Source organism: Psychrobacillus glaciei (assembly GCF_008973485.1).
Taxonomy (GTDB): Bacteria; Bacillota; Bacilli; order Bacillales_A; family Planococcaceae; genus Psychrobacillus; species Psychrobacillus glaciei.
This window is the reverse complement of record NZ_CP031223.1, coordinates 1,186,070-1,209,991: the sequence shown is the minus strand read 5'-3', so window position 1 is coordinate 1,209,991 and position 23,922 is coordinate 1,186,070. Positions and strand designations below refer to the sequence as shown.

Here is a 23,922-nt window from a genome sequence, read left to right as displayed (position 1 = left end):
ATTAGTACGTTAATTTCAATTGGAAGTTCCTTTCTCTAATGGTTAATGGAACTTTTTTGCGTGTTTATTAACAATTTTAACAAACGCATCTACTTGAGGAAGTTCAAATGTTGCATCGTAACCGATTAACCATGTATCCCTAGTTAACTCAAATTGCTCTTCTTGATTTGTTAAAGGTATTTTATGTACATCTTCATGACCATTCAGTGTAATAGATGGAAGAATTGCATAACCAATTCCATTTAAGGCCATTTGTTTACATGTTTCGATTTGGTCCACAATTATTTGTCTTTTTGGATTAGTAGAAAAGTGTTTTTGCCACCATTGTTGAATTTCTTGATAATAGTTCGAATCACTTTTAAATTGAATAAATGGCTTTTCTGTTGTTAATACATCTTCAACAGAAGTCATCTCTTTATCAACTAAATAAAGTGTATCTCGAAACAGATGCATTTTTGTTCCTTTCCAATCCGTTTGTCCACGCACAATTCCAATATGTGCTTCTCCATCGTAAAGAGATTTTACAATTTCAGAGCTCCAGCCGGTAAGGAGGGAAATTTTCGCTTCAGGATACGTTTGTACAAAATCCTTTAATACTTTAGGTAACCAATTTTGTCCAACTATAGAGGCACAGGCAATTTTTAAAGTACCATGTACTTTGGAAGTTAACGATTGAATGCTCTCTAATACTTCTTCTTTTTGCAAAATAAGGTTATTTGCGAACTCGATCACAAGCTCCCCAGCTGGCGTAGGAGTTAACCCTTTTTGTGAACGCAAGAAAAGTTTCGCGTTCCAATCTTTTTCAATCGTTTGTAAGCGTAATGAAAGAGCTGGTTGAGATAAAAACAGTCGCTCTGCTGCTTTTCGCATATTTTGTTCTTCCGCCAATATTTTAATAATTAGGAAATCCGAAGTCATATTTATGCTCCCTTCTTTTTAGGTATTCCAAATACAAGTACAAAGGCTATTTAATATTTGTTTCCAGGTCTGTTGATTAGCCAAAAATGGCCAATCAATTACCACTTAACTTTATCCATGCAGCATCTATATAAACTAGCATCGCCCTTAGGAACGCAGTGTTTATATGTGCACACTCGTTGGTTTTCGCTTTGATTTCCGCTTCAGGCCGGACGCTTTCCGCCGGCATGGCTTCAGCCGCTTCGCTTTCGTTGCAAAATTTATTTGCTATTCCGGCAGGAGTCGCCGCCTTACGCTACAATCAACGTGAGTTGCCGGCTATTTAGTAAGTGCTGTCACGTAAATTATGAGCAATTAGGATTCGTTACCACAGGATAGACGCTTTCGATTATAAGATGCATGCTTATTTTTCGCTAATTGCAAGATAGAAACCGCTAATGGCAAGATCATACACCTAAATCGCAAGATAGCTTCCGTTATGCTGAAATATATGGATATTGTACCTTAATAGGTGTCATCCCATGCCAAATTAAACCTATAAATAAAGACGTTTGTCTTATAACAAAGCTTTAACTTGACATGAGATTATTAGTATTGGGTACAAGCAATCAATATATTGCGCAAATGTCCAAGAATGTTGCAAGTACCACGTCCTATATTGTGCATATGCCTCTTAATGTTGCGAAAAAAGTATCCAATGTTGCTCATAATTTATCGGACAATTGTATCTGGTGTTATTGAATAGTTAGCAAAGTCCTATGGGATTGCAGCGGAAGTGCGGCGACTCCAGCCGGATGAGTGAGAGGCCACTGAAAAAGTCCAATTTTCCCGAAAATGAAAATTTCATAAAAACTCATTCCCAAAAAAGTACTATTCTTAGCTACTAAAGTGGGGGTAACTCTACTTATTCTCAAGGTTTATACCTATGAAAGTGGGGGTAAGAATTTTCAAGATTTTTAAATTCAAATTTTTAGTCACTTTTTCAGTGGCCTCATGAGTGAGACAGATGAGCCATTGCAGCGAACGCGTAGCGTCGGCGATGGCTCATCGCTCACCCGGCGGAAAGCGTCCGCCCTGCAGTGGAAATCCTACGGTTACTGATTAATTAGTGCGCACTATATAAAAAATCCGTTCTATATAATGCATAATAACAAAAACACTGTGTGTCGAAATTGTACCTTCGTCCAAACCGAAACGAAAACAAACAAATTCTAACGAAGATTTTAATGCTTTCCTTACAAGTATTTTGTGTAAGAAAGTGATTAATCAACAGACCTGATTTGTTACTGTCGTTTTGTTGTTTTACTTATCAAAAAAATCCTCATTTCAAAAAAAAGAAAGCCTTTGGTGCTAGGCCTTCTTCTATTACTCATATTCCTTATTACTCGTGTTGATATAAATATTTTTTCATTTGTTTTAATATCACTCTTCTTGTTAGAATTCCTATAAAAGTTCGTTCATCATCTACAACACACACATAAGGGTTATTAACTAATAAATCCAACCCTTTTTGAAATTTTTCTGTTACATGAATTGTCGGTAGATCTGTTTTCATTATGTCATCTACTTTTAATAAAGGTAGTCTTTCATATTCAATATGCTCTAATCCTAAAATTTCATCCGTTATTTGTTGGGTACTTATTAATCCTTGAAGTCGATATTTCACATCCAAAACAGGTATAGAAGAGTATCCCGTTTTTGTTAATACTAACAACGCATGCTCCGCGTTATTACCTAATTGGACATGAGCTACTTTCTCTGCAGAGATGATGTAATCCTCAATTGGAATTTGTAAAAAGTCTTTGTTGCTTACAGAAATCATTCGCATTCTACTCCTTTGTTTGTTTTCATTATATGAAAACATAACCTATATAACTATGATAGCATATGCAAGGAATAAAAAACTATGGAATCGCTTACAAACTATTGATAATTTTTTAGAATGGAAATTGGTTCAACCACTGACCACCATCTAATGTTACAATTTCACCATTCATATAGGAAGCCTTCTCGGACAATATAAACGCTGCAAGTTCAGCAATTTCTTCCGGTTTACCAAGGCGGCCAAGAGGTACTGATTTAAGTGTTCTATTTGCTGCCTCTTCCGATTCCCAGAGCCTTTCTGCTCCACCAGTTCGCTCAATTGGACCTGGTGCAATACCATTCACTCGAATTCCATATCTAGAACCCCATTCTACGGCAAGAGTTCGTGTAAGTGACATCACTCCAGCTTTTGCCGCTGCAGAATGAGCTATACCTGCTCCAGCCCCCCACGCATAAGTTGCAAGCATATTTAATATAGAACCTTTTCGCCCTTTTTCAATCCAGTAGTTTCCAACAGCATTTGAGCAGTAAAATGTTCCATTTAATACAATATCAATTACTGATTTCCAACCATTTGGAGACAGCTTTTCCGTATTCACAATAAAATTACCTGCTGCATTATTTACTAATCCATCAATTTGACCATAGGTTTTATCTGTAAAGTCGATCATTCCTGAGACATGCTCCGGATTACGTACATCCATTTGAAAAACAGAAATAGTATTACCATATACCTCAATTTCTTTCTTAGCATGTTCTAGCTTTTCTATATCTCGTCCTGTTATGACAACATTTGCTCCTTCAGAAACAAATTTCATTGCCATATACTTTCCCATTCCATTTGAGCCGCCAGTAACTATAATGGTTTTTCCCTTTAACATCACTCTACACCCCTCTTTTAAATTGAATGAATATTCACTCATTATTTTATCATAAAAATAAAAGAAAAACCGTAAATCTCTTAAAAGAAATTTACGGTTTTGTATTCTACATATAAGCCTCATTAATATCTGCAATCGGTATAGGTCTACTAAAAAAATAGCCTTGTGCTTTTTGACAATTTGCTGCCTTTAATATATCTACTTGCTTATCCTTTTCCACACCTTCTGCTATAACTTCCATTCCTAAACTATGAGCAAGACGAATAATCATTGTTGCAATTGCTGCATTTTTTTCATCTGATTCAATATCCTTAATAAATGATTGGTCAATTTTAATAATATCAATAGGGTATTTCTTCAAGTAGCTTAAAGATGAATAACCTGTACCAAAGTCATCAATAGAAATGATTACTCCTATGTCCTTCAATTCTTTTAGCATCGCAAAAGTATCTTGCATATCTGTCATTGCACTTTCAGTAATTTCAACTTCTAAAGAACAAGGACTTATTTGATACTTATTAATTTTTTCCAGTATTTTCATAGCAAAGTTTTCTTGCTTAAATTGTTTTGGTGAAATATTTACGGCAATTCTAACAGGACGATGACCTTTTTCTTGCCAGTACTTTAATTGTATACAAACTTCTTCTAATACCCAATCACCTATTTGCATAATCATGCCCGATTCCTCAGCTAACGGAATAAATTGCATAGGAGTAACATAACCAAACTTCCGATTATTCCAACGAAGCAAAGCCTCAAAAGAATTAATCTCATCTGTTACTAAATCTACTTGAGGCTGAAAATGAATAGAAAGTTCTTCTTTTTCAATTGCTCTCCTTAAATGAGATTCCATTAATGCTTCGTTCGGAAAAGACAAATTCATTTGCTGTTGATAGTAACGATAATGTGCTCTTCCTCTGTCTTTCGCGACGTATAAAGCCTGGTCTGCTTTAATGAGCAGCTCGTCCATTTTTTTCCCATCATAAGGGTACATAGAAATTCCGATAGATGCAGTAACAAAATATTCTTGATAATCTAAGAAAATTGGCTTCGACAGTTCTTTTAATATACTTTCTGCAAATAAACTCGTCTCTTCTCTCGATTTCCCTTTCAATATATAAACGAATTCATCTCCACTTTGCCTGTATAAATTACTTGATTTATCTAAAAAAAGAATAAGTCGATCTGCAATTTTCTTCAACAACTCATCACCATAAGTATAACCTAGCGATTCATTGATAAGTTTGAATCGATCTAAGTCAATTCGTAAAATAGCAATTTCATTTGTTAATCCTTCTGCTACCTTGTTTAAATTTTCACGTAAATGCTCTTTTAAAGCTCGTCGATTCCATAAACCGGTTAATTGGTCGTGATAAGCTAAATAATATAATTTGTCCTTTTCTTCTGAATTGATCGTTGTATCTCGTATAACTAGATGAAGTTCATTTATGTGGTCTTCGTTTTTGATTGGAATTGCTTTCAAATGTAAATGTAAATAATGACCATTATCTTGTTGAAAAAGGCAATTTTGCATTTCAGTAGCATAACCACTTAACGTTTGCTTTAACATAATTTTAAAATTTCTCAATGAGTTTGCTTCTATAAATTGTTCCACTGGATAATTTAAGAGTTTTTCCATATCGTATCCTAAAATTTTTAAAGCGGCCATATTGGAATAACGAATAATTCCATCTTCATCAATTAGTAAAACGGGGTCTGTGTTATTATCAACTAGTGAATAGTATTTTTCTTTTATCTTTGTTAATGCTATCTTTTCCTTTTCATTTTCGGTCTTATTGATCATCGTTAATCCAAACACATTGCTCGCGACATCTTGTAATGAAACAATTGAAATATCAAATATATATAAACTATCTTGAAAAGTAATCGGGAAATTATGAACCACTTTCCGCTCTTCATCTACGAAAGTATTTATTAATAAAAACAACTCATTCCAAACTTTCTCTGAAAAAAAATGTTGTGGACTTTGAAAAGTATTGGTAAAAAAACTTGCTGCTGCAGTATTAGCATACTTAATGGAAAACTCACTTTTTTCATTTTTTTCTATTAATAAAGTAAATGTCAGAGAATTTTGGTGAATTACATCAACTAAGTGATTATTAATAGCAAGTTTTTTTTCTGCCGAATTATTCATGTAGCCCTCCAATATGTATCACAACCTAGCATTAGGATACAAATTTCAAATATTACTTCACTCTGTTTTATCGACATTATTTTCATTATCTTTAGTTTCTGTTTTTTAATATAGTTGTAAATAATTTAATCCTTTGATTTTTGTATACAATTTCACTGAAAATTGGTATGATTATGTAAATAACAAATTTATTAGGTGGGGATTTCATGATAAGGACAACAGATGAAGAACGTATTGCTACTGCTATTTATACCGTTAATCGTCATGCTAAAACAGCAATTGATAACAAACCACTTTACGAGTTAAAGAAATTAGCTCTAACTAAAATGTTAGCTGAAAACAAAGCTAAAAAAATAGGTCTTCACTTTGTCCGTAATCCTAAGTTTAGTCAACAGCAATCCTCGGTATTAATCCAATGTGCAGATTATTATTTTCATATAATACCGGTTAAAGAAGATTTCAAAAACTTGCCCCATCTTGGCAATTTAGATGATACCTATAGAAATCCCATTCGAAAAATGAATTTACGAATGGCAAAGCAACTACTTTCTGATTATATCGGACCTCAATCGATTATTCGGAGAACCCCAAAACAATCTCCCATCTATTCTAAAAGTTATGCGAGAACGTACACTAAAACGAATAAATCATATCTAGATAGATGAGTGAGCACTTAAGATAATTTTTGTTAGAATGAAAGTAAAAAACTAGCGTGAAATGACATCATTTCACGCTAGTTTTTTATAAAATAAATTTATCTATTTTTAATACTAGCTCCGCAATTTCTGGTTTACTTATCTGATCTTCTGCTCCGACTTGGTCTCCCTTATGTCTAAGATCATCCGTTATTAAACTAGAAAATATTAGAACTGGCAGCTTCGATAAATTACTACTTTCTTTAATTCTTCTAGTTAGAGCATGTCCATCCATTTGAGGCATTTCAATATCAGTGACTACCATTTGCACATGCTCCGAAACATCAGACGACACTTTCTCTAAGCTTTCTAGAAAGTCTAGTGCATCCTTCCCATTTTCAAAAAAATCTAAGTTAACATAACCCGCTTCGTTTAATGTATCATGTAATAGTTTTCGTAAAAGCGGTGAATCTTCCGCAATGACAATCTTCTTATTTGAACGCTCACGTTTCCCCAGTTTTTTTACTGAATCTACATTAATACCTGATTCTGGATTAATATCTACAATGATCCGCTCAAAGTCTAGTAGTAGAATCATTTCATCGTCACGTTTTATAACACCAATTACATGCGAAGCACTTCCTTGATAGATATCAGAAGGCTTTTCAATTTGATCCCAGGAAATACGATGAATTTGTGTCACATTATCCACATGAAAAACGACTCTTTGCTTATTGAATTCTGCAACAATATATTTTTCCTGTTCGTTTTTAACTACTACAGGTAATCCCAAAACCTTTGCCATACTTACTACTGGTAGTACCTCTCCACGCAGTTGAACAATACCTTCCACATGTGGATGGGCATGCGGGATAAATGTCACTTTAATAGGCTGAATTATTTCTTTTACTTTAATTACATTTATACCGAATTTGTTAGAACCTACTTGAAATTCCACAATTTCTAATTCGTTTGTTCCACTTTCAAGTAAAATGCCTTTATGATCATTCACACGATTCACCCTTTCCTTCTATATTCATATATATCAATTGTATCATATAGTAGTAATTACCTCCTATATCATTCGTATAATTTTATTAAAGACTGAGTCCCGTTATCTTCATATCCTTGGGCTACTAACTCGTCGTACATAGATTTCGTCAGTTGTAATCCAGGAAGTTGCAAGTTCATCTTTTCTGCTTCTTCTAAAGCAATCTTCATATCTTTCACGAAGTGTTTGATGTAAAATCCAGGTTCAAAGTTGCCTGCTATCATTCGTGGAGCTAAATTACTGAGTGACCAAGATCCTGCCGCTCCTGTGGATATAGAACGTAACACTTGATCTAAATCTAATCCCGCTTTTTTTCCGTATGCAAGTGCTTCGCAGACCCCGATCATACCAGTTGCTATCGTAATTTGGTTACACATTTTTGTATGCTGACCTGCACCGGCTGGTCCTTGGTAGTAAATTGTTTCTCCAAAAAGGCTTAAAACAGGCAACACTTGATCGAAAGTTTCTATTTCTCCACCGCACATAATTGAAAGTTTTCCCGATTGCGCTCCGATATCTCCACCGGAAACTGGTGCATCGAGAGAAAGCATTTCTTTTTCTTTTGCAGCTCGCTCAATTTTTTGGGCAAGTGTCGGTGTAGAAGTAGTCATATCAACTAGAACTAACCCTTTATTATTAGCTTTCAATATTCCTTGCTCTCCAAAATATATTTCCTCTACATCATGTGGATATCCAACCATCGTAAACACAATTTGCGTATTGCTTGCTGCTTCACTTGGAGTTCCTGCCCAAGAAGCCCCCATTGAAATTAGTTCTTCTGCTTTTTCTTTTGTTCTTGTATAAACAACTACTTCATGACCTGCTTTTAATAGATGCTTAACTAAACTTTTGCCCATAACTCCTATACCGATAAAACCTGTTTTTAGTTTCTCTGACATGTCTATTCCCCCATAAGTATTTTTTATATGTATAGTGTACCAAAAAAAGAGGATCACCCAAATACTTTTGGATGATCCTTAAAAAGGGGGAAATGAGAATGTTGCTGTGTTCTTTATTAATATGCCCCGTTTTTCATTTCTTTAAACATCTTTTTCAATAAAAAATTTTCTTCTTGTTTCATTTAATGTAATCAAAAATAATTCCGCTTTATCAGAACTAATCGAATGGCTTCCGTATCTCACTTCTTCATATAGTTGAAAAAATACAACGTCCACATCCCAGTTCATTCTTTTAAACCATTCTCTTACCGTTTCACTTTTATTTCTCTCATACTCATATGAATGAGCTTCCATTTCAAACTGTACATACTTTTCACGTAAAAGAGATGTTTCTACTTTGTATAAGGAATTTGATTGACTCTTTTGTTTTTCTATTTCATTTATTTCATTGTTCTCATACTCAATTTCAATTTGCTCCATTTCTAATTTTTCTGGTTTATTCTTTAATAAATATCGTATAAAAAATAAAATTGCAATTGTAGCTAGTCCTAAAAAGATCCATCCGATAGGGAAATTTGAATTAGTTCCAACAGTAAATACTTTTTTCTCTATTTCGCCTTGTTCTCCTACCGATACGTGTCCGCTCTCTTCGAACTGCCTCATTTGTAATTTACTAACCAGATCTTCAAAATAGCTCATTAAAGGTCCAAAAGGGATAAGTACTACACGAAGTATACCTCCAAATAGAACATCTACCATTTTACGAATAATAGGTGCGAGGAAATAAATAATCGCAGATAAACTGGTCACCGAAACTATACTAACAAGATAGATACTTAATAAGTTGTTTTTTTTCAGAGAATTGTGACTGGATGAGTTCATAGAAACTGAGAATAAACGGATTCCAACAAATAGAGCTATACCTGTTATAAACACTGTATAGAGAAGCAAACGATATGCTTCATAACTTAATAGAAAACAAGTAAGATGTACGAATAGAAAAGTAGCTAAAAATAATAGTGAAAAGCTACTATCCGTAGTCTGCTCGTTTTGAAGAGTATTAAACCTAGCTTGAATTCGCCATATTGAAATCACGGCACCTAATACAAATAACCAAAAAGGAGCTCCAAAAAGGAAAAGGACTGATAAAATTATTGTAGGGACAACAAATGGAATGAACATATTGGGTCCTGTTTGTCTAAAAATAAAAAGACATGCAAGTGCAATAACTAATTGAAGTCCTATCCAAACAAAAGGGGTGGCTATAGTTGTTTCTTTTGAAATAAGAATTAAAATCAAAGCGATAAACCACATATCTTCTAAATAGTTTCCAAAAGACTGTACTTGAATATTAACAGTACGGGTCGAATTATGCATAATTATACTCCCCCTATACTTAAATCCATTGGATACCAAACATTTGTACGTTGCTCCCAAGGGATTAGAGAAGGTAAAAACTGATTTAAGTCATGTGTCATAATATATACAGCAACAGGTAGCTCTTCATGGGTATCTATGAACGCAATCATCTTTTCAAATGGAATTAGAATATCACTCACAGACAATATGGAGAGAATCTCTAATCCTAGTATCCGATGCGTATCTCCGCTCCCTATTGGCAAATAAACAAAAGGATATTTTCCATATGCTCGTATATTTATCGCAAATGAGAAAGGGATGTCTTTTTTATAGCAAGCATCTATATGAGAAGCGAGCCACTCTATTTTTTCTTCAAAATCTGAAACTACACTAAACTTTTCCTTCAGATTTACAACAAATAAGACGGAAACATCCGCTACTTTTGTAAATACTTTCGTTTGCAACTCTTGTGTTTTAGCACTAGCTTTCCAGTGAATATGATGAAATTGATCTCCTTGCTCATACTGTCTTGTTCCTACAGGAAAAAAAGGATCGTCAAATAAAGAAGAATTTAATTCTAAACTACCTTGCTTAAATTTAGAAGGGGTAAGCTCATCATCAATAGGATATATTTGTGGATAAACAATTGCATCCATTAAAATAAATGGCTTATATTCAAGTAAAACCGATCCATCCGTTAAAGGATGTGGAATTTGGATTTCAATTTCTTTGATCCTAGCTAGTCCTCTGTGAACACCTTTTATAGGAATTTTCAATGTAACTTCCTTTTTATAACCAATAGTGAAAGGGACTCTCACATCGTGAAAACCCGCAATTGTTGTATTCGCAATTCCATTTGGTTCTATAGAAGTTTGAAAAGATATTAATAGGGTTCCATTCCAAATAGGCAACCCTTTATTTTGGAAGTTTAGTACAATATGAGATGTAGTATCTTTCATTAAACGGACTCTCTTTTTTCCATTTAACAGCTCTAATTTTTCACCTACCTTTCGATAATAGTACACTTGTACAAGCGCAATCATTAATAAAAAAGAAAAAAGAGATAAAAAGGCATATTGCTTAAAAAGAAAACTAAAGAAACATATTATAATCAGTATATTTACATATATGCTCGTATTCTTCATACCTAAATCTTGACGATTCCAATTCATCGAATAGTAGCCTCTACAGGAACTTCAATCTTGCTAACTAGTTCTCTCATAACCTCTACTAAGTTATGAATGAGCATTCCTTGAGAGGAAAGTTTCATTCGGTGAAGACACACAGGTTCAATAACATTTTTCACATCATCGGGTGTGACATACATTCTATTGTTTATAAATGCATGTGCTTTAGCAGCTTGCAGTAGCGCAAGCGAAGCTCGACTACTTAACCCTAATTCAATATATGGGTGGTTTCTAGTACTATGTACGATTTGAATGATATATGTCATGATGTCATCATGCACTGCGACATCCTTTACTTGCTCAGACCAATTTCCAATTTGTTCTAACGTCACTACTTTTTTTGATTTTATCTCTCCTGGAGTACGTCCAAATTGTTGTAATATAACTCTTTCTTCTTCCACGGAAGGATAATCAATCGTTAATTTAAATAAAAATCGGTCTAATTGTGCAGCAGGAAGCGGAAATGTTCCTTGTTGAGACTCGACTGGATTTTGCGTAGCAATTACCATAAAAGGAGTTAGTAACTTAATGGTTTCTCCATCAATTGTAACTTGTTTTTCTTCCATTGATTCCAGTAAACTCGACTGTGTTCTTGGTGTCGCACGGTTTATCTCGTCCGCAAGTAATATATTACTCATTACCGGTCCTACTCTAAGGACGAAATCTTGTTTTTTTGGATGAAAAAAACTAATACCAGTTACATCGGATGGTAAAACATCCGGCGTAAATTGTAACCGCTTAAACTCGCCTTGAATTGCTTCAGCAAATGACTTAGCCATCATTGTTTTACCGGAACCAGGTACGCTTTCTAAAAGAACATGTCCTTGTAGAATAAGGCCCATTAGCATTAGTTCAATTTCTTTTTCCCTTCCAATCACCGCTTTGTTCAATTCTTCTCGAAGCAAGGAAATACTATTCATATGCAATTCTCCCCTTATAAGCTATTCTACTCTAGAACATTCATCACAATATTCTCCAAGTGTTGGAACTCGTTTAAAAGCTGATCTAACTCTTCACTTAAACGAATAGTTTCTAAATTGGATACACCCTTCTCAGTAGCAGACTGTATCATTTTCTCTCTCGTATATTCTACGCGCTTTAAAATAGATTCTAACATATAGAATCGCCCCTTTAACAATATATACATTCTTTTCAGTATACCTTTTGTTGGAAGTTTTAAACCGAGAACTTTTCGACAATTAATGACAGATTAACTTCTCGGAACTTTTAAGTAAGTATATACAACTTGAGCACCTTGCATTGCATTTCCAGAAAAATGCTTAAAATCCTCTCTTTTGATCAATACTTCACGAAAAGTAAGAAATTCGTCTTTCGAAATTTCTAATGTTTGTATATCTCCACTTTTAAGGAGATCCAACATTTCTTCATATTTTTGCATTGTATCATTCCTTTCTTTTTCCCAATGATGTATAATTTTTAAACTTTTGACTAAAATACTTTACGTATACCTTTTTTTAGGGCAAACTGTAATTTAATAAGTTCTAAAAAGGGGAGGTACAGTCTGTGAAAGTTGCAGAAATTGGAAATATTATCGAGTTTAGAGACGGTCTTCAAGGTATTGTCGAAAAAGTTAACGAAAACTCTGTTATAGTTAACTTAACATTTATGGAGAACTTTGATGAACTCGAAATAGAAGAAAAGACCGTAGTAAACCATAAACGTTATAAAATATTATATAGTAATGAAGATTAAACGTCTTACCGTTCCTCTTTCAAAGAAGAACGGTATTTTAAATAATTGTTAGGATGTGCTTTTTTTATGAACCGTCAAATACCATTAGCAAGATTATTACTTTCTTTGATCTTTGCTTATTCATTCACATGGATATCATTTTCAAATGAGAAAGTATTTTGGTATTTCTACACTTTTACGATCCTTTTTCTCATGTCAATTGCTTACTTTTATATTAAAATAAAAGATGAGGTCAAAACAATCCGCTATATTTTTCTAGGTATAGGCTTTGGAATGCTTTTATATGCTATTATAGCATTTGGCTACAAAATAATCCATATATTCCCTATGCTTTCAACGACAAGTATTGATCACTTTATCACGAAATTTGCTCCCTCTTCTATATCGCAGTATTTACTCCTTTTAATTCTTATTGCACCAGGAGAAGAATTATTTTGGAGAGGCTATATACAACAGCAATTAAAGCGCTGGTTTAAACCTTCTTATTCGGTTGTTATAAGCGCAGTATTGTTTAGTATATCCATTGTTTTTAGTGGTTTTTGGTTAGGGGTACTCGGCTCTTTCGTGGTAGGAATTATTTTAGGTTATTTGTATGAGTGGAAAAAAAGTATGCAACTTATCATACTGGCACATATAACCATGTTAGTACTACTATTTTTTGTTTTCCCATTTAAATGAAACATTTATCTACATTTAACGTCCATTAAGAAAAGCACAGATGAATTTTTTCTGCGACGAGTTTGCTTGTTGGAGCTGGACAAACACTTATAAGAACAATTTTAAATTTATAACACTAAAAAGGAGCTGAATTATTTTGAAAAAAATAAACTCATTACTTTCCATTCTAATTCTTACTATGTTACTTGCTGCATGTGGAACAACAGAGGGAATTGAAAAAGCCGATCAACCTGACACTGATACGAAAAGCGCAGAACAAACAGAAGCAGCCGGAAGTACTACTAAACCCGAACAAGAACTGGAAGGGACAATTACAAAAAGTGAAAGCCAAAACTATTCCATTACAGTGATAGATGGTTTTGAATTAACTGGAGAAGAACCAAACAAAGATATACTTTTTAATACCAAAAACGACGCACAATCTATGCGAATAGAAACATTCGACGCTAGTGAGGCCGATTTAAATGACATTACTAATAATTTAGTAGAAACACTAAAAGCTTCCAATGAAAAGGAAAAATTAGTAGAAATTACAGATAAAAATCAACTTCCTACTAATGATTCCATTAAAGAAATAAAAGGTTATCAGATTGATACACCTGAAGGCAAGATTTCAGGTTATGCATTTGAAAGAGATGGATTAATAGTAAAACTAACTATTTTTGATACAGAAGATAATCCTGCATTCGAAAATTTTGTTGAAATGGCTGAAACAATTAAGTAAAACGCAAACGGCCTTTAAGAGCTTTAAGAACATCTTGTCTTCACTATCTCTAGATTGCTTTGGACAAAACATTGGCTACACTATTAACGAAGAATTTTATAGAGGATCTGGAAGTGACTGCGTCACTTTCAGATCCTCTTTTTTAGGTAATCTTAAGGCAGATGTTTGTCCGTCGCCTTCTTGAAATAAGTAGAGACATGGTGCATCAGGGTTGGTTAATGAGAGATTAGATACTTTCCTATCCTTTTAAAAACGGACGAAGATGCAATTTCGTCCGCTCAGCACTTCCTTATTAATGGATGCTATCTATTTTTTTCAGTTTCCACCAACTCTAATTATCTCCGTTTTGATTCAGGTAAACTGTGGACGGTAAAAATAAAAATATTTTAGAAATTTCGCTTAAGGTTGTCACCATTAGAAAGTACTTCAACCCTTTATAAATACTGTATTCCTATTATAACAATTTAATATACTTCCTTAAACTTAAAAAAAAGGATCGTTAAGTGACTGCCTCACTTAACGATCTTTTTTTAGTAATCTTTTGGCCTAGGCTTGTCCGTCATCTTCTTGAAATATGTGCTGACATGATGAAAAAAGTCATTCGCTCAATCATGTATTCTTTATACCACCCGTGTTGATCAACTAAAAATATCCAGATAATTACTAGATAATTTATTGGTAAAATACTAGGAACTTAGTATATAGCCGCTTTTGGATTGCAGTGGACTGAACGATTACTACACCATTACCCAGATTTCTGCTTGCCGGGGGTTGCGAAAAAGCCATATCTCTCCGCTAGCACAAATAAACCAAGTGCCAAAGCTCTTGGGAAAGAAAGAATAAGCCCACTTTCCTATTCATATAGTAAGCAGCCAAAGATGCTATTTTGGTTGCTCAGCCCTTCTCTAAAGACTTACCTCCCTTTCTATTTGAAAGCAAGTGCCACATTCTTACACAGCATCTCCTTATGAGTCGTATTTCTTAGCAAAAATAAGCAAGGAACGTATGGTAAAAAAGTGTAGAGTTCACGAAATTGCATCTTCGGGAACTTGCAAAATTCGTAGAACGGTAGCTATTCTCTCATTCTCCAAAAAAGCATTTTTCTTTTGAACGTTTTAGGGTAGCGACGGACAAATATCCACCCATCCCATTTCATCGTTATAATGTTTTAATCATTTCGCCCAAAGAGAACCGAAAACGTACAGATGCAAATGAAGACTTTTTCGCAATATTTTGTAAGTAAATTATTAATCATCAAATGTGACTTTATACGTTAAAAGTAGAAAAAAAGTTCTTGTAAGATAAATATTAAAATATAAAAAAAGCTTATAACACATGAACAGCGTTAGAAGCTTGTTTTTATTAACTAGATAGATTTTTAATGGATAATCCGAGTTTCTTCACTAGTTCAATTACTATTTGCTTGTCTTCATTGGTCAATTCGCTCATTAGCTCTATCAATTGCGCTTCATGTCTTGGGAAAAGTTCATCCATAAAAGCGTTACCTGTTGGAGTGATTTCTGCAAAAGTGACACGCCGATCGGTGTCGCTTGAAACTCTACTAATATAGCCTCTACCCTCTAACTTGTCTACAACGTAGGTAATAGAGCCACTCGCCAATAAGATTTTATTGCCAATTTGTTGCAGCGGTTGTTTTCCTTTATGATATAAAAGCTCTAAAACTGCAAATTCTGTAGGATTTAGTCCGTTTTCTTGAAAAAAATAATTTGTACTCTCGTGAATTACTTTATGAGCACGTGATAATACGACAAATAACTTTAGCGCACTGTTCGATTGATCATTTGACATTATGGTCATCCTCACCTATATATAATACATTAACCACTATTATAAAGGTCTAACATTCATATTGTCAAAATAGGCTTAATTTCCACTTTACTAGGTAGTATTAATTTAAATATGGTTCCTTTTCCAACGGAACTATCCACAACGATTGTTCCACCATGCGATTCAATTACTTTATAAATATGTGGTAAACCAAGACCTGTCCCACCGTTTTTTGTTGAAAAGAAAGGATCAAATATCTTTTCTAAATTCTTTTCTTCTATTCCATGACCTTGATCTTCTATTGAAATACATATGAACTTATCATCTGTATGTTTTATATCCTCCATAACATTTATACTAATATTGCCACCCTTTGGCATTGCTTCAATAGCATTTTTTATCGCGTTTATAAAAACTTGTTTCAATAAGTTTCGATCACCTAAAATTTTGCGATTTTCATCTACTCTAAAAGTAATCACTTGATTAATGTTGTTCATTATTGCCTGGGGAGTCATGAAATTTACAACTTCTTCAATCAAATCCTTCACTTCAAAATAATAAAATTTATTATTAGTCGGCTTCGAAACTTCCAAAAATTCTGTTAGTATTTCTTCCATTCGTTTTATTTCATCATTAATAACTGTTAAGTATCTTTTACCATCCTCATTTGCTGTTTTGTAAAGTAACTGGGTAAAACCTTTTAAGGATGTCATTGGATTTCTAATTTCATGCGCAATACTTGCAGCTAATTGTCCCAATGTGCTAAGGGATTCTGAATGATCTAATCTTTTTTTCATTGTCATCTTTTCAGATTCATCGTGTATTTCAGTTAAGTATAGTTTAGTATCCTTCTGTTTTGATACCCTAATCCGTATATACTTTAGTTCGCCTAAGCTATTTTGTAACTCACTAAATAGTTCGGCATTTCCATCCTGAAGTACAGTTTGTATAAAAGCTTTCTTATTCTCAAAGCTTTCGTCTAAACTTTCGAGAAGCTGTAAAGCATTCATACCACATAGTTCATTTCGTTTAGTTTGAAAGATTTCTTCTATTTTTGAATTAACTTCTAAAATTTCCCCTTTTTCATTGATAAAAATAAGCCCAGATGAATAAGATTGAAAAATATGTTCAAACTTTTTCTTATACTTGTACTCAGCTAGCACAACATCACCCAACCTCTCCTTGCATTTGAAAAACCATCTCCATAAAAAGACATAAAATGAATAGAGTTTACGCAATAAACAATTAAAAGAGAAAATATTCCAATAACTGATATAAATGTTTGTTAATTCTGATTATTTCATATCTATTTTGAGATTGAAATGATTCTTTCTTCCCATATTGTCGACACCTCTATTCCTTGATACAATATATATACGTAAAAAAGGAGTTTAAAAATGAATATAATACTAACAACACTAAATGCAAAGTTCATTCATACAAATTTAGCCCTACGCTGTCTAAAGGCATATGCTGAACCAGAATATTCCCCCCTCATAACTGAATATACAATTAAAGACCCCACTTTCAACATTGTTGCAGATCTCTATCAGAAAAAGCCTGAAATAGTAGGATTTAGTTGTTACATTTGGAATATCGAAGAAACAATAAAGGTTATTAAAATGCTAAAGACGGTAGATCCATCCATAACTATTATTTTAGGTGGCCCAGAAGTTTCTTACGATACAAATGTCTGGTTAAGACAAGTGAAAGAAATAGATTATATTGTCGTAGGAGAAGGAGAACATTCTTTTAAGGAGTTATTGAACTTCTTACATAATAAGCAATCATTAAAAGATGTTCCTGGAGTAGCATATGTACAAGACGACAAATTTATTCTAAATACGCTACCACCAAAATTAGATTTGAGAGAATCACCAACACCTTACCGCTTTGAAGAGGATATCCCAAATCTCTCTAAGCGTATTGCTTACATTGAAACTAGCCGTGGCTGCCCATTCTCCTGTCAATTTTGTCTATCTTCTATTGAAGTAGGTGTAAGATATTTCAATAGAAATAAAGTAAAAGAAGATATTCGCTTTTTAATGACTAATGGTGCGAAAACGATAAAGTTTGTCGATCGAACGTTTAATATTAGTAGAAGTTATGCAATGGAAATGTTTCAATTTTTAATTGATGAACATATACCAGGAGTTGTTTTTCAATTTGAAATAACGGCTGATATTATGCGTCCAGAAGTAATTCAGTTTTTGAATGATAATGCTCCTGCAGGGCTTTTTCGTTTTGAAATCGGCGTACAATCTACGAATGATTTGACGAATGAACTTGTAAAACGCAGACAAAACTTCGAGAAATTAAAACGTACTGTGACGATGGTCAAAAGCGGTGGAAAAATAGATCAGCATCTTGATTTGATAGCCGGTTTACCGGAAGAAGACTATCATTCGTTCAGAAGAACTTTTAATGAAGTATTTGAAATGCGTCCTGAAGAATTACAACTTGGCTTTTTGAAATTACTACGAGGCACCGGGTTGCGGGTGGAAGCAGAAAAGTATGGTTATGTCTATGTCGATCAAGCGCCATATGAAATATTCTCTAATAATGTCTTAACTTTTGATGATATTCTTCGTATCAAACAAGTAGAAGACGTGCTAGAAAAGTATTGGAATGCACATCGAATGGATCGTACCCTGGAGTATTTATTCGATCAAATATTTGAAACACCTTTCGACTTTTTCCAACAGTTTGGAACGTTCTGGGAAGAAAGAAATTGGTCGAAAATTGGACATCAATTAGAGGATCTATATACAAGATTGAATTCCTACTTAGAGAGTGTTGAAAACCTTTCGTTACCAATCATTCAAAGTGTAATGAAACTCGATTATTTATCCAAACAAAAATTCCAACCTCGTAAGCCTTGGTGGGAAAATGATATGACCAAAGATGAGCAATCGAATCTTTATAAACAACTCGTTATGAATCCATCCATTGCGGGTACGGAGTTTGTTGAATTACAATTGAACGAACGTGAATTATATAAGCAAACATTTATTACACCAATATCGCTTTGCATAAATTCTTATAAGCAAGGAATCATTAAAGAAAAAGAAGGCTATTTGCTTTCCACTTTCGGTATAAATAATACTCCCCATTTTTCTTTTATTGCGAAATAGTTGGAAATTGTGCTAGTTGGATTAGGTCAAAACTTCTTCTTATAAGAAAAACGCAAGCGTCCTTTAAGTGCATTTGTCTTTACTATTTCCAGATTGCTTTGGACGAAACATCAGCTACACTATTAACGTAGTAATTTAGCTCGTGAAGTGACTGCGTCACTTCACGAGCTATTTTTTTCGGTAATCTTGGGGCGGCTGTTTGTCCGTCGCCTTCTTGAAATATGTAAAGACATAATGCATTTGTTTTGGTTAATGAGAGAATAAATCCTTTCTTATTCTTTTAAAAGCGGACGAAGATACAATTTCGTCCGCTCAGCGCTTCTTTATCTATAGATGCTACCTATTTTTTTAGGTTCCACCAACTCTAATCATCTACCCACATATTCATGTATTCTATGGACGGTAAAAGTAAAAACATATAGGAACTCCTACGTAAGGTAGTCACCATTAAAAAGCATTTCAAGTCGTTGTGAATACTCGATTTCTAGTTTATTAATTTCATATTTTTTTATAAGGTACTACTCACTTAATGGATTGTAGTGAAAAGTGGCAATTCCATCGGGATGAGTGAGAGGCCACTGAAAAAGTCACTATTATTCAAAAAATAAAAATGATATCCCGTATTTACATCAATTTTTAGGGAGTTTGTGGGGATGTAAGACTAATTATAAGGTAAATATACTTCTCAAATGGTGACTTTAATTTCTGATTTTTGTTTTTCAGCGCCATCATGAGTTAGACAGATGAGCCATCGCAAGCTTGCGAATGCGGCGGTGATGCCTCATCGCTCAACCCGAGGAAAGAGCCCTCCTGAAACAGAAATCCGTCGGGGTAAAATAATCCTTTAAAGCACTATGAACACTGGTTTAGCAGCAGGAAAAACCATTTACTTTCTTATCTTGTAAAAAAAGCGGAAACCGCCTTTATATGCATTTGGTCATCATCGATTCCATAGTACTTTGGACGAAAATATGGCTACACTATTAACGAAGACCTTTATGGAGGATGTTTGTCCGTCGCCCTCTTGAAATAGATAGAGACCAGGTACATAAGGTTTGGATAATGAGAGAATAAATCCTTTTCTATTCTTTTAAAAGAGGACGAAGAGTCAATTTCATCCGCCCAGCACTTCTTTACTAATCGATACTATCTATTTTTTCAGGTTCCACTTAGCCTATTTATAAAGAATGGAAAGTACCGATTCATTATTTCCACGAAGCATATTTTTTTCTTATTTGTACTGTTGATTGGAGCGGAAGGGGATGACTCCTAGAGGATTAGCAAGAAAATCAAGACCCTGTAAGGAGCGAAGCGAAATTATTTTTTACGACGAGTAACCTCAGGAGCACAGGAAGCGGCTTGATGCTTGCCCCCCAGTAAAGCGTCCGCCTGCAGCAGAAGTCAATCTATTCCTGCCATGAAAATTCATATACTTTGTCGCATCTGCTGATTATCTAATTATTCCCAATAATGTTTGTGAATTAACTAATGTTAACCAAAAAAATTATGTTTTAGATATAATGCGTCTTAGTTACCGCTAGGATTTTCGTTGCAGGGCGGACGCTTTCCGTGGGGTGAGCGATGCCCCATCACCCACGCTACGCGTACGATGTGATGGGGAATCTGTCTCACTCATCCCACAGGAGTCGATTTTGCCGCGGGCTCACAGGATGTGAGTCATGCAGCCGTTGCCGCAGGACGCGGCGCACTTAGGCTGCCCTTTCGCTACACTCCACTAGAGCTTGCTAGTTTTTCCTGGTTGGGTAATTGCGGAGAAAAAGGAGAATAATAATTTCTTTTTTAACTAAACTTCCCTTTTTTCCAACTAAATGCACTAAAATTCAAACTAAATATTAAAAAGTGCCACAAGAATAGAGGTTTTTTGTTAGTACGTGTTATTAAGAGTGCGTGCAATTAATCAGTGCCATCTCACTCTAAGTTAAAACTTTATTATGAGAAATTTGTCGTGTTCATCATGTGATTTGTCCCGCTCATCCATTTATTGCATTTCACTTCGGATAATACAGTTAAGATTGAAAACTGAATAGCTAGCAAATATGCTGGATTTCATCGGCAGGCGGCGATTCCGAAGAGATCTGGGAGACAGATGAGACCGCACAAGCGACGGTGCTGGCTCCATCGCTCCACCTGCAGAAAGCGTCCGCCTAAAGCGGAAATCCTAGCTGTTACTAAGTCGCAATATTTCTAAAGTGTCCAGAGTAAATACAAAAAAAGTGTGTAAATGTAAATGGTATCTATGAACTTTTCCACTAAAATGTAATAAGGTGGTTAATCAAGAGACGTGATACTTTGTATGAAAACAGCGTCTTTATTCATATTTAAAATTAATAGGATATCCAATTTTACTCAAAATAACGCCGGTTTAAAGTTGAAATCATTTTTTTAATGGTAGATGCCTGCTTACGTGCTCCATGGTAGTTTCATATCTTTTTAAAAAACCGAGCATTAGATCCAATTATGGACCTAATGCTCGGTTTTTTTAACCAATAATAACGCGTTCTTTAGGGTAGTGGAATTTTGTTTTATTACTTTTTCCACCTATTGAATATAAGAATGAAATCAAGCCTACACGCCCAATAAACATTAGAACCATAATAATCACTTTCCCTATGTCGGACAGTTCCCCAGTTATTCCAAGAGACATCCCACATGTTCCAAAAGCTGATGTAATTTCAAAGATTAAGGAAGTAATTGGTACATTAGTTTCGGTAACTGATAATAAAATAGTAGCAATAAATACCATGGCAAAAGCTAAAATAATTACTGCAAAGGCGCGAAATATGTCGATTAAATGAACTTCACGATGGAAGATTTGTACACTATCTTTTCCTCTCGAAAAGTTTATGAGAAATAAGACAGCAATAGCAAATGTCGTCGTCCTAATTCCTCCACCTACTGAACTTGGGGATGCACCGATGAACATGAGCACACTCATTAAAAAATTTGTTCCTTCATGAAACTGCGTAACGTCTATCGTAGTTAATCCTGCAGACCGTGTAGAAACGGAATGGAATAAAGCAGTAAAGAACTTTTCATGCCAAGGCATTCCTTTAAATGCATGGAACATTTCAAGTAAATATATCATGATGGTTCCAAAAACTAAAAGAATAGCATAAGTAATGGTCGTAAGTCTTGTAAATAGAGAAAAACGAAAATTTTTATTCTTATTCGATAGAAATTCCTTTACTTCTATTAGGACAGGAAACCCGATTGCTCCAAAAATAATGAGAAAAATAGTAATAATTTGAACAAAATAATCATGATGATAAGGAATTAAGGAATCTCCTGTAATATCAAATCCCGCATTCGTCGTAGCAGATACAGATGTAAAGATACCATGGGTCAATGCTTCTTTGAACGAATCGTAATATTGGGTAAAGTACAAGGTTAATAATAATGCTCCTATTGCCTGTATCAACAATAATAATTTCACGATTTCTTTAATTAAGTTAACTACTCCGGATAAATTTGATTGGTTATAATCGACCATGATCAGTTGACGTTCACGAAGTCCAATTTTTTTACCAGAAATTAACCAAACAAAAGTTCCTAAAGCCATAATTCCAATACCACCTAATTGCAGTACAAGTATGATCATAAAATATCCAAATACACTATATGTTTCAGATATATTAATCGATGATAATCCAGTGACACTTACAGCACTTACCGCAGTAAATAAACTGTCGATAAAATTAACGTGAACTCCAGGCTTATGAACACCCGGTAAACGAAGTAGTATCACAGAAATTGCGATTGCAATAAAATAATAGGTTACAATCGCTTGGGCTGGGGTATTATTTAGTTTTGTTTTTAGTCGTTTTTTTATCATGGTGATAATTTCCTTTCAGAAAACGTATAGACTGTTCCCTCATTGTAAGAAAAAAAAGCATAAAAAGATAGCTAAAACCAACTATCTTTTATGCTTTTCCACTTAAATACTATTTGTAAACTTTTTTGTTTGATATTACACCAAAAATATAACCAAAAAGGGCAATGGCTAATAGAACCGTCCAAAACGTGATTTCCCAAGGAGCTGAGTGTGGAAAATGCTCATCTAGTATACCAACTTTTGGATGTGAAAGTGTCAAAACAGCTAGTTTTACTCCTACCCAGCCTACTATTAAGAATGCAGCTGTTTCTAATGAAGGATATTTTTCAAGCAATTGAACAAATTTATGGGCTGCAAAACGCATAATGACAAGCCCAATTACTCCTCCCAAGAACATTACTGCGAATTGCCCCCCGTTGATGCCCCCTATATGTAATTCACCAAGTTCTGGCAAAGTAACTGCTATAGCCACAGCAGCAAGCATCGAGTCAATTGCAAAAGCGATATCCGCTACCTCTACTTTTAATACAGTAAACCAAAAACTTGATCCTTTTGATGTGTTTAAGTCAAAATCAGGATGATCTTCTGGTTTAATTTTCGATTTATCATAAATATGTTTAATCGAAATGAATAATAAGTATGCAGCACCCAAAGCCTGAACTTGCCATACATTTACTAGAAATGTAATCATAAAAAGTGCCAAAAATCTAAATACAAAAGCTCCAACTAATCCGTAAAATAATGCTTTTTTCTGTCTCTCCTTCGGTAAATGTTTTACCATTACCGCCATCACGACTGCATTATCCGCTGCAAGTAATCCTTCCAATCCAACTAAAACAAGTAATACCCATCCATACTGAAATAATATTGCTTCCATTAAATTAATATCCTCCTTTTTGCAAATAAAAAGACCCTTGCCTAATTAAAGGCAAAGGTCTTGCTAAGTAATTGTAAAATTACTATCATAACCGATGGCAAAAGCCATGTAATGACGACTATGAAATAGGTTTCCCTATAGCTACTCCCCTTTGACATATGTCAAAAGTCTATTTAATTATGTTATTCATTATATCATACTGTTTCAACTTTTAGAAGTAGAACTCTTTAATTGCAATATAAAAGA

20 protein-coding genes and 1 riboswitch are annotated in these 23,922 nt (G+C 34.3%); of the genes, 5 read left to right on the top strand and 15 right to left on the bottom strand.

Annotated elements, in window-relative coordinates:
• Positions 1 to 42: 42 nt before the first annotated feature.
• From PB01_RS05365 to PB01_RS05350, 4 genes are all read right to left on the bottom strand, one after another.
• Complete coding sequence (locus PB01_RS05365; RefSeq protein WP_151699243.1) at positions 43 to 918, bottom strand: transcriptional regulator CcpC; 876 nt, start codon at positions 916 to 918, stop codon at positions 43 to 45.
• Between the two features lie 1,381 nt (positions 919 to 2,299).
• Entirely contained in the window at positions 2,300 to 2,740 is a 441-nt protein-coding gene (gene cbpB, locus PB01_RS05360) for a cyclic-di-AMP-binding protein CbpB (RefSeq protein ID WP_151699242.1), read from the bottom strand.
• A 115-nt stretch (positions 2,741 to 2,855) separates the two neighbouring features.
• Positions 2,856 to 3,623, bottom strand: a complete 768-nt coding sequence (gene fadH, locus PB01_RS05355; protein WP_151699241.1) for a 2,4-dienoyl-CoA reductase — start codon at positions 3,621 to 3,623, stop codon at positions 2,856 to 2,858.
• Between the two features lie 106 nt (positions 3,624 to 3,729).
• Positions 3,730 to 5,778, bottom strand: a complete 2,049-nt coding sequence (locus tag PB01_RS05350) for a sensor domain-containing protein (RefSeq protein WP_151699240.1) — start codon at positions 5,776 to 5,778, stop codon at positions 3,730 to 3,732.
• A 206-nt stretch (positions 5,779 to 5,984) separates the two neighbouring features.
• On the opposite strand from PB01_RS05350, the gene PB01_RS05345 reads away from it, so the two are divergent.
• A complete protein-coding gene (locus PB01_RS05345) occupies positions 5,985 to 6,443 on the top strand; it encodes a YkyB family protein (protein WP_151699239.1) in 459 nt (152 codons plus the stop codon).
• A 76-nt stretch (positions 6,444 to 6,519) separates the two neighbouring features.
• On the opposite strand, the gene PB01_RS05340 is transcribed toward PB01_RS05345, so the two are convergent.
• From PB01_RS05340 to PB01_RS05310, 7 genes are all read right to left on the bottom strand, one after another.
• The gene (locus tag PB01_RS05340; protein ID WP_151699238.1) at positions 6,520 to 7,425 is read right to left on the bottom strand and encodes a chemotaxis protein; all 906 of its coding nucleotides are present in this window, start codon (positions 7,423 to 7,425) and stop codon (positions 6,520 to 6,522) included.
• Between the two features lie 68 nt (positions 7,426 to 7,493).
• Positions 7,494 to 8,363 carry an NAD(P)-dependent oxidoreductase gene (locus tag PB01_RS05335; RefSeq protein WP_151699237.1) on the bottom strand — a complete coding sequence of 290 codons (870 nt, stop codon included), beginning with the start codon at positions 8,361 to 8,363 and terminating at the stop codon, positions 7,494 to 7,496.
• A gap of 141 nt (positions 8,364 to 8,504) precedes the next feature.
• Positions 8,505 to 9,740: a hypothetical protein gene (locus tag PB01_RS05330; protein ID WP_151699236.1), complete on the bottom strand. Its 1,236-nt coding sequence runs from the start codon at positions 9,738 to 9,740 to the stop codon at positions 8,505 to 8,507.
• Between the two features lie 2 nt (positions 9,741 to 9,742).
• Entirely contained in the window at positions 9,743 to 10,894 is a 1,152-nt protein-coding gene (locus tag PB01_RS05325; protein WP_151699235.1) for a DUF58 domain-containing protein, read from the bottom strand.
• Complete coding sequence (locus PB01_RS05320; protein ID WP_151699234.1) at positions 10,891 to 11,829, bottom strand: AAA family ATPase; 939 nt, start codon at positions 11,827 to 11,829, stop codon at positions 10,891 to 10,893. The genes PB01_RS05325 and PB01_RS05320 overlap by 4 nt, the downstream gene beginning before the upstream one ends.
• A gap of 26 nt (positions 11,830 to 11,855) precedes the next feature.
• Positions 11,856 to 12,026, bottom strand: a complete 171-nt coding sequence (locus PB01_RS05315; RefSeq protein ID WP_151699233.1) for an aspartyl-phosphate phosphatase Spo0E family protein — start codon at positions 12,024 to 12,026, stop codon at positions 11,856 to 11,858.
• A gap of 93 nt (positions 12,027 to 12,119) precedes the next feature.
• Positions 12,120 to 12,308: a hypothetical protein gene (locus PB01_RS05310; RefSeq protein WP_151699232.1), complete on the bottom strand. Its 189-nt coding sequence runs from the start codon at positions 12,306 to 12,308 to the stop codon at positions 12,120 to 12,122.
• Positions 12,309 to 12,433: 125 nt separating this feature from the next.
• Between PB01_RS05310 and PB01_RS05305 the strand changes: the two genes are divergently transcribed.
• The 3 genes from PB01_RS05305 (at position 12,434) to PB01_RS05295 (ending at position 14,024) form a co-directional block, all read left to right on the top strand.
• Positions 12,434 to 12,622, top strand: a complete 189-nt coding sequence (locus tag PB01_RS05305) for a YkvS family protein (protein ID WP_151699231.1) — start codon at positions 12,434 to 12,436, stop codon at positions 12,620 to 12,622.
• Positions 12,623 to 12,688: 66 nt separating this feature from the next.
• Entirely contained in the window at positions 12,689 to 13,300 is a 612-nt protein-coding gene (locus PB01_RS05300; protein WP_151699230.1) for a CPBP family intramembrane glutamic endopeptidase, read from the top strand.
• A 136-nt stretch (positions 13,301 to 13,436) separates the two neighbouring features.
• Positions 13,437 to 14,024 carry a hypothetical protein gene (locus PB01_RS05295; protein WP_151699229.1) on the top strand — a complete coding sequence of 196 codons (588 nt, stop codon included), beginning with the start codon at positions 13,437 to 13,439 and terminating at the stop codon, positions 14,022 to 14,024.
• 1,362 nt (positions 14,025 to 15,386) lie between these two features.
• Here PB01_RS05295 and PB01_RS05290 read toward each other — a convergent pair.
• Together PB01_RS05290 and PB01_RS05285 are read right to left on the bottom strand one after the other, a co-directional pair.
• Positions 15,387 to 15,833 carry a MarR family winged helix-turn-helix transcriptional regulator gene (locus PB01_RS05290; protein WP_151699228.1) on the bottom strand — a complete coding sequence of 149 codons (447 nt, stop codon included), beginning with the start codon at positions 15,831 to 15,833 and terminating at the stop codon, positions 15,387 to 15,389.
• A 56-nt stretch (positions 15,834 to 15,889) separates the two neighbouring features.
• Complete coding sequence (locus PB01_RS05285) at positions 15,890 to 16,987, bottom strand: ATP-binding protein (protein ID WP_151699227.1); 1,098 nt, start codon at positions 16,985 to 16,987, stop codon at positions 15,890 to 15,892.
• A gap of 222 nt (positions 16,988 to 17,209) precedes the next feature.
• On the opposite strand from PB01_RS05285, the gene PB01_RS05280 reads away from it, so the two are divergent.
• The gene (locus tag PB01_RS05280) at positions 17,210 to 18,946 is read left to right on the top strand and encodes a B12-binding domain-containing radical SAM protein (RefSeq protein ID WP_151699226.1); all 1,737 of its coding nucleotides are present in this window, start codon (positions 17,210 to 17,212) and stop codon (positions 18,944 to 18,946) included.
• Positions 18,947 to 21,446: 2,500 nt separating this feature from the next.
• Here PB01_RS05280 and PB01_RS05275 read toward each other — a convergent pair.
• Entirely contained in the window at positions 21,447 to 22,799 is a 1,353-nt protein-coding gene (locus PB01_RS05275) for a TrkH family potassium uptake protein (RefSeq protein WP_151699225.1), read from the bottom strand.
• 109 nt (positions 22,800 to 22,908) lie between these two features.
• Positions 22,909 to 23,676, bottom strand: a complete 768-nt coding sequence (locus tag PB01_RS05270; RefSeq protein ID WP_151699224.1) for a TerC family protein — start codon at positions 23,674 to 23,676, stop codon at positions 22,909 to 22,911.
• Positions 23,677 to 23,741: 65 nt separating this feature from the next.
• A riboswitch (yybP-ykoY riboswitch) is annotated at positions 23,742 to 23,838 on the bottom strand.
• Positions 23,839 to 23,922: the final 84 nt, after the last annotated feature.